Annotated in this window: 11 protein-coding genes, 1 pseudogene and 1 riboswitch; of the genes and pseudogenes, 10 read left to right on the top strand and 2 right to left on the bottom strand. The window is 45.5% G+C overall.

Annotated features, from left to right (window positions below):
- Positions 1-12 precede the first annotated feature (12 nt).
- A riboswitch (S-adenosyl-L-homocysteine riboswitch) is annotated at positions 13-104 on the top strand.
- Positions 105-167: 63 nt separating this feature from the next.
- Positions 168-1,607 carry an adenosylhomocysteinase gene (gene ahcY, locus QUE65_RS10075; RefSeq protein ID WP_286280978.1) on the top strand — a complete coding sequence of 480 codons (1,440 nt, stop codon included), beginning with the start codon at positions 168-170 and terminating at the stop codon, positions 1,605-1,607.
- Positions 1,608-1,625: 18 nt separating this feature from the next.
- A complete protein-coding gene (metF, locus tag QUE65_RS10070) occupies positions 1,626-2,468 on the top strand; it encodes a methylenetetrahydrofolate reductase [NAD(P)H] (RefSeq protein ID WP_215370591.1) in 843 nt (280 codons plus the stop codon).
- Here the strand turns inward: metF and QUE65_RS10065 are convergent.
- The gene (locus QUE65_RS10065; protein ID WP_286280976.1) at positions 2,458-3,075 is read right to left on the bottom strand and encodes a 5-formyltetrahydrofolate cyclo-ligase; all 618 of its coding nucleotides are present in this window, start codon (positions 3,073-3,075) and stop codon (positions 2,458-2,460) included. The genes metF and QUE65_RS10065 overlap by 11 nt on opposite strands.
- A 29-nt stretch (positions 3,076-3,104) precedes the next feature.
- Here QUE65_RS10065 and QUE65_RS10060 point away from each other — a divergent pair, with 29 nt between their 5' ends.
- The 3 genes and pseudogenes from QUE65_RS10060 to cca all read left to right on the top strand — a co-directional run.
- A complete protein-coding gene (locus QUE65_RS10060) occupies positions 3,105-5,066 on the top strand; it encodes a lytic transglycosylase domain-containing protein (RefSeq protein ID WP_286280975.1) in 1,962 nt (653 codons plus the stop codon).
- On the top strand, positions 5,063-5,974 hold the full coding sequence (locus QUE65_RS10055) for a complex I NDUFA9 subunit family protein (RefSeq protein ID WP_286280974.1): 912 nt from the start codon (positions 5,063-5,065) through the stop codon (positions 5,972-5,974). Before QUE65_RS10060 ends, QUE65_RS10055 begins: the two co-directional genes overlap by 4 nt.
- Positions 5,971-6,606 (top strand): annotated as a pseudogene (cca, locus tag QUE65_RS10390) (multifunctional CCA addition/repair protein); the annotation flags it as partial. The gene QUE65_RS10055 and the pseudogene cca, both read left to right, overlap by 4 nt.
- Before the next feature lie 488 nt (positions 6,607-7,094).
- Here the strand turns inward: cca and QUE65_RS10045 are convergent.
- The gene (locus QUE65_RS10045; protein WP_286280973.1) at positions 7,095-8,273 is read right to left on the bottom strand and encodes a class I SAM-dependent methyltransferase; all 1,179 of its coding nucleotides are present in this window, start codon (positions 8,271-8,273) and stop codon (positions 7,095-7,097) included.
- Between the two features lie 34 nt (positions 8,274-8,307).
- On the opposite strand from QUE65_RS10045, the gene QUE65_RS10040 reads away from it, so the two are divergent.
- The 5 genes from QUE65_RS10040 to glmS are packed head-to-tail and all read left to right on the top strand — an operon-like array spanning position 8,308 to position 13,746.
- Positions 8,308-9,102, top strand: a complete 795-nt coding sequence (locus tag QUE65_RS10040; RefSeq protein WP_286280972.1) for an SDR family oxidoreductase — start codon at positions 8,308-8,310, stop codon at positions 9,100-9,102.
- Positions 9,103-9,110: 8 nt separating this feature from the next.
- Complete coding sequence (locus QUE65_RS10035; RefSeq protein ID WP_286280971.1) at positions 9,111-9,506, top strand: dihydroneopterin aldolase; 396 nt, start codon at positions 9,111-9,113, stop codon at positions 9,504-9,506.
- Between the two features lie 18 nt (positions 9,507-9,524).
- Positions 9,525-10,436, top strand: coding sequence for a tRNA 2-thiocytidine(32) synthetase TtcA (gene ttcA, locus QUE65_RS10030; RefSeq protein WP_215370568.1), 912 nt, complete (start codon positions 9,525-9,527; stop codon positions 10,434-10,436).
- A 52-nt stretch (positions 10,437-10,488) separates the two neighbouring features.
- Positions 10,489-11,904 (top strand): bifunctional UDP-N-acetylglucosamine diphosphorylase/glucosamine-1-phosphate N-acetyltransferase GlmU, encoded by a 1,416-nt coding sequence (gene glmU / locus QUE65_RS10025; protein ID WP_286280969.1) that lies wholly within the window; start codon positions 10,489-10,491, stop codon positions 11,902-11,904.
- 9 nt (positions 11,905-11,913) lie between these two features.
- Positions 11,914-13,746, top strand: coding sequence for a glutamine--fructose-6-phosphate transaminase (isomerizing) (gene glmS, locus QUE65_RS10020; protein ID WP_286280968.1), 1,833 nt, complete (start codon positions 11,914-11,916; stop codon positions 13,744-13,746).
- Positions 13,747-13,755: the final 9 nt, after the last annotated feature.

The raw sequence follows: 13,755 nt of genomic DNA, 5'->3' as shown, positions 1-13,755 counted from the left end.
AATTTAGGCAATTCCTTCAAGGAGCGTTGCAAGGGGCGTATTTTCGCCCCCCAGGCTTGAAGGGGAGTTACTTAGTAACTTCATTGCAACTGCGCTCGCTAACCCGAATGCTAGCGGTTAGCGAGTCAATACTGGCTCCACTGGCATTCTTTAGCTGGAGCTATTTCATGAATACTGTTGCTGATTTAAAGCTAAATGGCGATTTTGCAATTGCCGATATTGGTTTGGCCGATTTTGGTCGTAAAGAAATCAAAATTGCTGAAACCGAGATGCCCGGTTTGATGGCTATCCGCGAAGAGTTTGCCGCCAAGCAACCCTTACGAGGCGCACGCATTACCGGATCGTTACACATGACCATTCAGACCGCCGTTCTCATTGAGACCCTTGAAGCCTTAGGTGCCGAAGTCCGTTGGGCGTCGTGCAATATTTATTCAACACAAGATCATGCCGCCGCCGCAATCGCTGCGAATGGCACCCCCGTATTTGCGATTAAAGGCGAGACTCTTGAGCAGTATTGGGATTTCACCCACAAGATCTTTGAATGGGCAGACGGTGGTTATAGCAATATGATCTTGGATGATGGTGGCGACGCAACCTTATTGCTGCATTTAGGTACTAAGGCTGAAAAAGATCTAGCTGTTCTCAATCATCCAACCAGCGAAGAAGAGCGGATTCTTTTTGCGGCAATTAAAAGTAAATTGGCGATTGATTCAACATGGTATTCAACGCGATTAGCCAAAGTTAACGGCGTCACTGAAGAGACAACGACGGGTGTGCATCGCCTCTATCAAATGCATGCAAAGGGCGAGCTGCATTTCCCGGCTATTAACGTCAACGACTCCGTAACCAAGAGTAAATTTGATAACTTATATGGCTGCCGCGAATCTTTAGTGGATGCGATTAAGCGTGCGACCGATGTCATGATTGCCGGTAAGGTAGCCGTTGTGGCTGGTTATGGTGATGTAGGTAAAGGTTCAGCCCAAGCATTACGTGCACTTTCCGCTCAAGTATGGGTGACCGAAGTTGACCCGATCTGTGCATTACAGGCCGCGATGGAAGGGTATCGTGTGGTGACAATGGAGTACGCCGCTGATAAAGCCGATATCTTTGTTACAGCGACAGGTAACTATCATGTCATAACGCATGATCACATGAAGAAAATGAAAGACCAGGCGATTGTTTGCAATATTGGCCATTTTGATAATGAAATTGATATTGCCAGTATTGAAAAATACCAATGGGAAGAAATTAAGCCCCAAGTTGATCATGTCATTTTCCCAGCGGCAAATGGTCTTCCTGAAAAGCGCCTTATTATTTTGGCCAAGGGCCGATTAGTCAATTTAGGTTGCGGCACAGGGCATCCCTCGTATGTCATGAGCTCTTCGTTCGCAAATCAAGTGATTGCGCAGATCGAACTCTGGGGAGCGGCAGGAACCAATAAATACCCTGTAGGGGTCTATACCTTGCCTAAGCACTTAGACGAAAAAGTTGCCCGTTTGCAGCTTAAGAAATTGAATGCGCAGCTCACTGAGCTATCAGATCAGCAGGCCGCCTATATTGGGGTTCAGAAGGAAGGCCCCTTTAAGCCTGAAACCTATCGTTATTAAAAGCTTAAAGGGTCTGCTATGGAGTTAAGCGTCGAGTTCTTCCCCCCCAAAACCCCGGAGGGGGAGGCGCGCTTGCTGCAAACGCGGGAGCGAATTTCAGCAGCATTAAAGCCCGCCTTTTACTCAGTAACCTTTGGTGCGGGCGGATCGACTCAATCAGGAACCTTGCAGACGGTTGAGGCCATTCATCGGGCCGGAGAGCTCGTTGCGCCCCATTTATCGTGTGTGGGCAGTTCCAAAGAATTGATTACGCAGCTTCTCTCGCAATATAAGGCATTGGGCATCAAACGAATTGTGGCGTTGCGTGGTGATTTGCCATCTGGCATGGGCCAATACGGCGAGTTACAGCATGCCAACCAACTCGTTGAATTCATTCGCCAACAGACCGGTGATTGGTTTCATATCGAGGTAGCAGCTTATCCAGAGACGCATCCTCAAGCCCAATCCCCAAGCAAAGATATTGCATACTTTGCTCAAAAAATTAAGGCCGGTGCCAACTCAGCGATTACCCAATACTTCTTTAATAGCGATGCGTATTTTCGGTTTGTGGACGACGCTTATCAACTGGGCGTTGACGTTCCTGTGGTTGCCGGCATTATGCCAATTACAAGCAGTACCCAATTACTCCGGTTTTCAGATGCATGCGGCGCAGAAATTCCGCGTTGGATTCGTTTGCGTCTTTTGGCTTATGGCGATGACAGCGCTTCAATTAAGGCATTTGGTGAGGACGTAGTCAGTGCACTATGCGAACAACTCATCGTTGCTGGAGTGCCCGGTCTGCATTTTTACTCACTTAATCAAGCAGATCCCGTAATCCGTATCGTTCAAAATTTACAATTGGACAACGCCGCTAAGCCATAGACGTATTTTGGTGGATCCCGGAGTTAGTAATCATAAGATCAAGGGCTTGGTCATGGACCTGAGGGGTCCAGCGATGGTGATCCAGTGCTTGCCAGTCAAAAGCGATACCAGCCGTTATAAATCGATGCCCTGTAAGCTTTAAGGAAGCTATAGTTCGATCAAAATATCCCCCGCCATATCCGAGTCGCCAAAACTGGTTTTGATAGTTCAGCCAGCCAAGGCAGGGGATTAGGATGCAGTCGGGGTTCTCGGTTTGTACACCGCTTGCTGTCGGATCGGGTTCCGCAATCCCATAGGTATTGTGAACTAGTGGGTCTGAGTCCGACCAAGTATAAAAACTCAATTGCCGATCGGCTCTAACTTTAGGTAACAGGAGGCATCGATCCGAGTTCGAGGATTGCCACTCTCGCAGGGGTTCCCGCAGATCAAGTTCGTCGCGGTAAGGCCAGCAAAATGCAATTGACCGGTATCCCTTTCCTTCTTGGAGAAGAAATTGACGAAATTGGGATAAAAAAAGAGCATATGAGGAATCAAATTCGGATGACTGGGCAAATGACGAGCGCTGATTTAAGAGATCCTGCCGAATTTGCTGAATAGGGGTATGCATGGCACTTATTATCGGGTGAAAATAGCACGATGAGCCAAAACTTTACTTTTAAGCCAAAAGGCCCGACTGCCCCCTTTCTTTTATCGGCGGTTCTGGTGCTTTGCATGGGCGCTTGGAACAGTGGTTTTGCAAAAAAACCAAACGTGAGCAAATCCTCTGCGAGCCAGCCCGCCGCCTACGAGCTCACAGAGGCTGATAAATTATTTATTGAGCTGCGGGATGCTGCGCGGCGTAATGATGTACCAAAAACCCAACAGCTCTCCGCACAATTAAACAGCTATCCAGATACGGATTATGTGCGGTATTTTCGGATTAAGCCCCAAATGTTCGATAAGGGGAATGAGGCGCGCGCTGATTCCTCGGTCGACGAGGAAGTTGGTGCATTCTTAAAAACCTATGAGGGAACCGCAATTGGTGATCGGATGCGCAACGATTGGTTGTTGGTTCTTGGTAAACGAAAAGATTGGTCTCAATTTGACCGGGAATACCCAAAATTTGTCTTAGATGATGACACCAATGTGAAGTGTTATGCACTTCAATCGCGACTTATGAAGCAGGAGGATGCAAAGCTTGTTGGGCAGGATGCATTAAAAGTGATGATTGATCCACGTCATTTTGGATCTGCCTGTCAGGAGCTCGTACCCGCATTAGTGCAAGCAAATGGCTTAACGAGTGCTCAGGCTAGAGCACTTGGACGAGCGGCTGCCGAAATGAATTTTGAAACAGCAGGGCGACGCATTGGCGGTGATGATCCGATTGCTAGCATTGTGCGTAGCGCAAGGGCGGATCCCAGTAAAACATACCGCGACTTTTCACAATCCAATTTACGCTATAACAAAGAAGATCAAGCGATGGCATGGGGTGTGATTGGTCAATTTTTAGCAAAACGCTTAGATCGAAATGCATACGATGCGTATCGACGTCAACAGCAACTTGGTTTTAATCCCTTGCTATCCGCAGAAACACAGGAATGGAAAGTACGCACCGCTTTACGTGCTTATGATTGGCAGCTAGTACGTGACTCGATTGAATCGATGAATCCGGTAGTTCGTCAACGCGATCCTGCGTGGACCTATTGGTACGGAAGATCATTCAAAGAATTGGGAGATTCTGAAAAAGCCAATGCCCAGTTTCATTTACTGGAAGACCAGTTTAATTTTTATGGTCAGTTGGCACGGGAGGAATTAGCTAAACCAATCGTTATCCCACCAAAAGTGAGAGTTGGTGATGCTGAAATTAAGGAGATGGGTAAACGCCCGGGATTTAATCGGGCTGAGCGTTTTTATGCCATGAATCTCCGCTTTGAAGGCAATCGTGAATGGAACTGGGAGTTGCGCGGTATGAGCGATCGCCAATTATTAGCCGCCGCTGAATATGCTAAACGAATCCATTTATATGATCGAACGGTTAATACGGCTGATCGCACAAAAGGGGAGCATGATTTTGCTCTTCGTTATCCAACCCCTTTTAAGGATCAACTTAGCCCGATTGCTAAAACCATCGATTTGAATTTAGCCTGGGCTTATGGCCTGATTCGTCAAGAGTCTCGGTTTATTACCAATGCATCATCGTCAGTGGGTGCTTCGGGGTTGATGCAGGTGATGCCCAATACTGCTAAGTATGTTGCTAAGAAAATTGGTATGAGTTCGTATACCAATGAGCGTCTTAAAGAAACGCAAGTTAATTTAACCTTGGGTAGTCATTATCTAAATATGGTTCTTAAAGATCTCGATGATTCTTGGGTCCTGGCATCCGCCGCATACAATGCTGGACCTTCTCGTCCCAAATCATGGCGAGAAAAGTTAAATCAAACCACTGAGGGGGCAATTTTTGTGGAATCCATCCCCTTTAATGAGACTCGGACGTACGTTAAGAATGTGCTTGCAAATGCGAGCTACTATTCGATTTTGATGGATGGTCAAACGACCCCCATGAAACAGAGGCTTGGAGTGATTGCACCTAAAACTGCTGTATTGAGTGAGTTACCATGAAACATGACATTTTATTAATTGGTGGTAGCGGCTTTGTTGGTAAAACCATTGGCCAGAAACTTCAAAGTAAAGGCTACTCCGTCTTGGTCCCATCGCGTCGATATAGCGCAATGCGAGACCTTCGACTATTGCCTAGTGTGACATTGGTTGAGGCGGATGTGAATCAGCCAGAAGTGATTGAGCGCCTGTGTGAAGATGTGAAACCACAAGGGGCAGTCATTAATTTAGTCGGTATTTTGCAAGATCACGAAGCAAAACCATATGGTCCGGGTTTTAAGAGAGCCCATGTGGACTTGCCCCAAGCAATCATTGCGGCCATGAAAAGCAAGCAACTCAAGCGCTATTTGCATATGAGCGCGCTGGGCGCGGATTCAAATGGCCCTTCAATGTACCAACGTAGTAAAGGTGACGGTGAAAATCGTGTTCGAGCTAGTGATTTAGATTGGACCATTTTTAGGCCATCGGTCATTTTTGGAGAGCAAGATCAATTCATTAATACCTTTGCTAGCTTAGCGAGAATATTCCCAATCATTCCATTGGCATATTCAAGTGCTCAATTCCAGCCGGTGAGCGTCAACGATGTTGCCAGTGCATTTGTAATGGCACTAACGCATCCGCACACCATTCATCAGTCCTATGATTTGGTTGGTCCTCAGGTCTTTACGATGAAACAGTTGGTTGAATTTGCGGCTCGTAAAGCAGGCAAAGACCGTCTAGTTATTTCATTGCCGAATTGGGTTGGATACTTGCAAGCACTGGCATTTGAGCTTAGTCCAGGCCCAACATTAATGTCACGTGACAATATTGCCTCCATGAGTATCCCCAATGTATTGGCTGTGGGTGCAAAAGATGCTTTGGTCGAAGATTTTAAGATCACCAAACAGCGCATTGAGAGTTTGCTGACTTGAAGATTTATCAAGTTGGCGGTGCGGTGCGGGACCGTTTGCTTGGAAAAGCGGTTCATGATATCGATTATGTGGTGGTTGGCAGTACAGCCGATCAAATGATAGAAAAGGGATTTCGGCCAGTAGGAAGTCATTTCCCAGTGTTTTTGCATCCCGTCACGAATCATGAATATGCCCTAGCTAGGACGGAGCGCAAAACAGCTCCAGGTCACCAAGGTTTTATATTCCATGCAGATCCTACTGTGACCTTAGAAGAGGATCTGCAGCGCCGTGATTTGACAATGAATGCCATGGCCCAAGAAGTAAATGAGATTGGTGAGCCGGTTGGTGAGATCGTCGATCCCTACGGTGGTCAGGCTGATCTAAAGGCCGGCGTATTGCGACACGTCTCGAAGGCCTTTTTGGAGGACCCTTTAAGGGTATTGCGCGTCGCCCGCTTTGCAGCACGTTTTGGAGATTTTCATATCGCCCCCGAGACACTTCTTCACATGAGGCAAATGGTTGAGGCACTAGAGCTAGAAACCTTATCCAGGGAGCGCATCTGGCAAGAGTTATCGCGCGCCATGGAAGAAACAGAGCCGCTCCGCTTTATCGAAACACTCAATCACTGCAATGCCCTATCCGATGTTTTGCCAGCCAGCTTTGAGAAACAGTGGCATCAAGAGGCAGCTCAAGAGCGTATTCGGCAAGCAATGCAATTAATCGACCGAGTAAGCCCACGATTAAATCAACGTATGGCATGTTTATTAAGATTCATTTCATCAACAGAGATCCAGGAATGGGCCAAGGGTTCAAAGTGGCCTAATGAGATTACCGATTATTGCCAGATTGTTGCTGATTTTGAGGTCGTGCATACCAAATTAATCGCCAAGGATATGCTGGCATTTTTTAATCGAGCGGATTTGTGGCGTAAGCCAAATCGCATTAGCGAATTACTGGTTCTTTATGAGGCGCTAGGAGTTGATACTGCTATTTGGGTAACGCTTGTCAATCAATTGATGGGTATTGATGCCGGACAAATTGCTGCGTCTGTGAGCCAACGTTCTAATGTTAATGAGCTAGGTAAAGCAATTCATGCGGAGCTTGAGAAGGCGCGCCTCTTACTGATTCAAGAGACCTTATCTCAATAAACACGATTACGACCTCTAAAGCCAGGGAGTGCATGGAGGTCTAAATCAAGACTGCCCAAGTTTTTCCCAAAAGCCAATACTTTGAATAGTTCGCCCATTTCTGCCTCTGAGATTAGTTTCTGAATCCCGTTGGATATTGCGATCATTTGCTGAGGATCATTCGGGTCAGATTGCTGCAATACCAGATCGGTAATGCCAGCATCTAATAAATAAGTTGCTTGGCTAGAAAAAAATGACTGACTATTCTCTGCATCTTCAATTGAATGCAAAAGGCTTGAAAAATTAATATGGCAAGTGATATCCGATATTCCTGGAAGAGTAAGAACATTAGTTAGTGCTTGATGACGGTAATGCGCCATCAGCGTTCCAGTATTTCGTTGGGGGTGATAATATTCATGATGATGAAAGCCATAGTCAATCATCAATAAGAGACCTTGTTCAAATCGATTGATTAGCTGTTTAAACCATGCCTCTGCCTGAGGATGGATTTCGGTAATGTATCCATCAGCAACGTTGTCAATTGATGGCTGGATCTCTAGTTGTGCTCCAGGTGCCGATGTAAGGGGTTGGTCCGGCTTAGATCCGAGTCCAACTCCAGCGTAGTACCAAGCATGATCTTGGTAGACAATGCGTTCACATGGAATCGCGTCGAGCACTTCATTGGCCAGAATGACACCATGAAAGCTTGGTAAAAACTCTGAATGCCACTGGCAACGTGTTTGAATCCCGTGACTTTGACATACATCAAATAATAATTCGTGTTGACGCTCAATTAAGTTGGGTGATACGTCAATGATGTGATATTCATCTAAGGTAAAGCCACGTCGATGCAGGTCTAATAGGATCGTTTTGGCAAGTTGCCCAGTACCGGCACCGATTTCGATCACCCGGGTCGGGTGCCCATAGATTCTTAATTTATCGAGGACTGGCAGAATTGTATTGACGATGGTTTGACCAAAAAATGGACTAATTTCTGGAGCTGTTAAGAAATCACCAAAGCGTCCAAATTTCTCAAGGGCGCTTGTGTAATAACCAAGATTTGGCTGATACAAAGCAATTTCCATGTAGCGTGAAAAAGGAATCCAGCCACCTTTTTCCTCAATTTCTTGGGAAATTTTGGTCAGGACAGCTTTTAAATGCTCCGCTTCGGCCTTGGTCAGGTTAATATCCATAGCTCGCTAGTCTAAGTGAGTTTTTCTACAGCCTATGAAAACAATGGTAGATCGGACAGTTTTGGTCACCGGCGCAGCCAAGCGTCTTGGTCGGGAAATCGCCTTGCATTTTGCCAACCAGGGCTGGAATGTCATTATTCATTATGGCCAATCCGCCCAAGAGGCTGAAGCTGTACTTGATGAGATTCGGGCATTGGGAGTAGAGGCGATTGCAGTACAGGCAAATCTCGCCTATCAAAAAGAAGCAGAGTCGCTGATCTTAAAAAGCATTGATCATTTCTCAAGAATTGATTGTTTAATCAATAGCGCTGCGATTTTTGAATACGATCGTCCTAGCCAAACTGATCATCCCGTAAGCGCCGACCTCATTGAGCGGCATACACAAATTAATCTAGCGGCACCAATTATTTTGGCTCAAGCAATGTTTCGTCACCTCAAGACTCAGCCAATTAACAAAGATTTTGTTCCTGCAACGATTCAGCTTTTGGATCAAAAACTAATTAATTTAAATCCCGATTATTTTTCTTATACGCTCTCTAAGAGTGCATTGCTGACTGCTACTGAAATGATGGCTCGTGATTTTGCGCCGTATATGCGCTCGGTTGGTTTAGCCCCAGGAATTACCTTACCATCGGGCGATCAAAGTCAGTCCGAGTTTGAGAAAGCCCACCAAGTAACTCCGATGGGATTCTCTTCAAGCGCCCATGACATAGCTAGCGCCGCATTTTTCTTGGCCAACGCCAAGTCCATTACTGGCACTACACTGTATGTTGATGGCGGGCAACATTTATTGGCATCCGACCGTGATGTGATGTTCAAAATTAAATAATAGGTTCTATGTACTCATTACTTTCCCATCCAAGCCTGATACATTGTCGACGTCTTTTTTTAAAAGATTACGAGGTTTATATCAATATTGGTGTTCATGATTTTGAAAAGCGCGCTGAACAGAGGGTGATATTCAATGTCGAGATTTATGTTCCTTTGGAACTAAATACTCCGAAGCAGGATCGCTTAGAGGAGGTACTTGATTATGATTTCATTCGTAAAACAATTGTTGAGCGCGTCAAACGTGGGCACATCCATTTACAAGAGACCCTCTGCGATGAAATTGTTGCTGCAATTCTTGAGCATCCAAATGTGATGGCAGTTCGAGTTAGTACTGCAAAGCCCGATGTCTATCCGGATTGTGAGGCAGTTGGCGTCGAAGTCTTTAAGATGAAGCAACCGTAAGGCTAATTGGAGCCGCAGATGGTAGACCCTCGCAAGCAAGCATTTGAAGAAAATAAGCTAGATAAAAAACTATGTCGTCTGGTTGGTCAGGCCATCGGTGATTTTGGCATGATTGCCGATGGGGATAAAGTGATGGTGTGTTTATCTGGCGGTAAAGACAGCTACACCCTACTAGATATTTTGCTGAAGTTACGTGAGCGAGCCCCCATTTCATTTGATTTGGTTGCTGTCAACTTAGACCAAAAACAGCCCAACTTTCCAAGCGATACGCTACCTAATTACTTGCGTCAACTTAATATCCCGTTTCATATTGAAGAGCAGGATACCTATAGCATTGTGAAGCGCGTGATTCCTGAGGGGAAAACAACTTGTGGTTTATGTTCCCGTTTACGCCGTGGGATTTTGTATCGAGTAGCGGATGAGCTTGGCGCAACGAAGATTGCTTTAGGTCACCATCGCGAGGACATCTTAGAAACATTATTACTAAATATGTTTTATGGCGGCAAGCTCAAAGCAATGCCTCCGAAGTTGCGTTCAGATGATGGCCGCCATTTAGTGATTCGGCCATTAGCCTATGTTCCAGAAAAGTTGATTGAACGCTATGCACAATCAATGGAATTTCCAATTATTCCGTGTGACTTATGTGGAAGTCAGCCCAACTTACAACGATCTGCGATGAAAAAATTATTACGTGATTGGGAGAGGGATTTTCCTGGACGAATTGAAAATCTATTTCGTTCCTTACATCACATTGTTCCTTCCCATTTATTAGATCAGGATGCTTTTGATTTTCAGAATCTAACTATTCATTCTGATTTAGCTCATTTAAGTAAATCGTACGAGGGCGACCGCGCTATCGACGAAGGCATTGATGCCTGTGAATCAATTGAACCTTCGTGGTCTTCACTGACATGGATTAACAAAGATTAATTAGTTCCTATTCAAATAAATCTAGATGGTTCTAAGCTCTATAATTAGTCATATGAATATCGTCATCTTGGCTGCTGGGCAAGGCAAGCGCATGAAATCGGCCTTACCAAAGGTCTTGCAGCCCTTAGCGGGAAAGCCGTTACTTCAGCATGTGCTTGAAACAGCATTAGCACTTGCGCCCAAGGCCGAGCCGATTGTTGTCATTGGACATGGGGCGGAGCAGGTTCAATCATTTTTAGTTCATTTGGCCAGCTTAGAAGTGCGCTTTAGAAATGTAAAAACGGTCTTACAAAAAGAGCAAAAAGGTACAGGTCACGCGCTCTTACAGGCTTTACCAAAGCTAAATCGTTTATTACCCACACTTGTTTTGTATGGCGATGTACCGCTGTGTTCTAAAGAAACTTTGAAAAAGCTTGTCCGCTTGAGTGATGGGGCCGTTGGCTTACTGACCCATCGTATGCAAAATCCGCATGGATATGGACGAATCGTTCGCGATATCGATGGCAATATTGATGCAATTGTTGAGGAAAAAGATGCCAATCTGGCCATTCGCTCGATTCAAGAAATTAATACCGGCATCATGGTTTTGCCTACCGAAGAGTTAGGCAAATGGCTAAAAGACATCAAAGCTAAAAATGCGCAAGGTGAATACTATTTAACGGATGTGATAGCAATGGCGGTTAGAGCAGGGGTTCCCGTTCGCTCTGCTCAAGCGGCTAATGATTATGAAATTTTAGGAGTTAACAGTCGTTCGCAATTGGCGGAGTTAGAGCGTGTTCTACAGCATCAGCTTGCGCATGCGCTTTTAGAGAATGGCGTCACACTTTTTGATCCTCATCGAATTGATGTACGTGGTGAGCTCAATTGTGGAAAAGATGTTTGGATTGACGTTGGATGTATTTTTGAAGGAGCCGTGACTTTGGCCGATAAGGTTCGCATCGGACCCTATTGTGTCATTAAAGATACACAGATTGGAGAGGGTGCAGCGATCGAAGCATTTAGCCATTTAGATGGGGCTAAGATCGGTCCAGCCAATCGCATTGGTCCTTATGCGCGGATTCGACCAGGCGCTGAATTAGGAAGCGAAGTGCACATTGGAAATTTTGTGGAAGTAAAGAATAGCCGAATTGCTGCACAGACCAAAGCCAATCATCTCGCGTATGTGGGAGATTCAATTGTCGGATCACGAGTCAATATCGGCGCGGGAACAATTACTTGTAATTATGATGGTGTTAATAAGCATCAAACCGTAATTGAAGACGATGTGTTTATAGGATCGGATACGCAGTTAGTTGCTCCCGTAAAAGTAGGTAAAGGTGCAACGCTAGGGGCAGGAACGACGCTGACCAAAGATGCGCCATCAGGCAAATTAACCGTATCGAGAGCAAAACAAATTTCCATTGATTGGCAGCGACCCACAAAAGCAAAAAGCGGATCGCCAAAGATAAAAAAGACCTCTCGAAAGTAAATCCCTTTTATGTGTGGAATCGTTGGAGCAGTTGCCAAAACGAATATCGTCGATACCTTAATTGAAGGATTACGACGCTTGGAGTATCGGGGTTATGACTCCTGTGGCTTCGCTGTCATTGATAGTCAGCAAGGATCTCATCCCATTAGGCGCGCTCGAACCACTGATCGTGTAGCTGATTTAGCAAAGCAGGCGCAAGACTTTTGCGGACAGGTCGGGATTGCACATACGCGTTGGGCGACGCATGGCAGGCCCGATACGCATAATGCTCACCCACACATTTCCAATGGCCAAATTGCTGTTGTTCATAACGGCATTATTGAAAACTATGAGGCATTACGTAATCAGTTAAAAATTTCTGGATATGTGTTTGAGTCTGAGACCGATACCGAGGTCATTGCCCATTTAGTTCATCAGGAGTTCATTAAGCTCGATAAGCCAGATCTAAAAATTGCTGTGACACAAGCCACCAAGCAACTAAAAGGCGCTTATGCGATTGCTGTCATTGCTCAAGCAGAGCCCCATCTCATGGTGGGGGCACGAGCAGGTTCGCCACTTATTATTGCAATCGGCGATGATGGTCATTATTTATCCTCAGATGCACTTGCTTTATCTGGTAAAGCCAAAACAATGGTTTATCTTGAGGAAGGCGATCTTGTCACATTAACCGTCAATGGCTTTACGGTTTGGGACCAGGTCGGTCAGGCCATTGAGCGAGAAGTTAAGCCGATGCCTGTTCAGGCCCAAGCAGTGGAGTTAGGGCCCTATCAACATTTCATGCAAAAAGAGATATTCGAGCAAGCGCGTGCGGTCTCAGACACGATTGCAAACATTGACGAACTTAGTCCCGCATTATTTGCTGCAGATTCTAAGGAATGGCAGGAGTTTGATCAGGTATTGATCCTTGCTTGCGGAACAAGTTATTACTCTGCATGCGTAGCTAAGTATTGGTTTGAAGACATTGCAAAGATTCCAACCCAGGTTGAAATTGCTAGCGAATATCGGTATCGACAATCGATTCCAAACCCTCGATCTTTAATTGTTGTTGTCTCTCAATCGGGAGAAACGGCTGATACTCTCTCAGCCTTGCGCCATGCTAAACAGCTCGGACACCCCTTAAGCTTATCGATTTGCAATGTAGCTTCGAGTGCCATGGTACGAGAAACTAAATGGCACTTTTTGACACACGCCGGCACTGAAGTTGGAGTAGCGTCTACCAAAGCGTTTACCACTCAATTGGTTGCTTTGTACTTATTGGCTAATACGATTGCAAAACGCTCAAAACACTTATCACTACCTGCTGAGAAAAAAGTTCTTGAAGATTTGCGCCATTTGCCGCAAGCAATCCATGCTGTATTAGCATTAGAGCCACAAATTATTGCTTGGAGTCGATCCTTTGCGAACTGTCAAAACGCACTTTTCTTGGGGCGCGGCTTACATTTTCCGATCGCTCTCGAGGGGGCCTTGAAGTTAAAAGAGATCTCTTATATTCATGCAGAAGCCTATCCAGCAGGCGAGTTAAAGCATGGACCGCTTGCCTTGGTAACCGAGGCCATGCCGGTTGTTACCGTAGCTCCCAATGATGTGCTGCTTGAAAAGTTGAAATCAAATATGCAAGAGGTCAAGGCACGCGGCGGGCGTCTTTATGTCTTTGCTGATCAGGGTACAGAAATTAAAAGTGAAGACGGTATTCAGGTGATCCGGCTACCAGAGCATTACGGAAATTTGTCACCTCTTTTACACGTGATCCCATTACAACTCTTGGCTTATCACACCGCAGTAGCCCTTGGTACGGATGTTGATAAACCACGTAATTTAGCTAAAAGTGTTACGGTCGAGTAATTCATCCAA

It is taken from the genome of Polynucleobacter sp. HIN8 (assembly GCF_030297615.1).
Taxonomy (GTDB): Bacteria; Pseudomonadota; Gammaproteobacteria; order Burkholderiales; family Burkholderiaceae; genus Polynucleobacter.
This window is presented reverse-complemented; position numbering and strand designations above follow the sequence as displayed.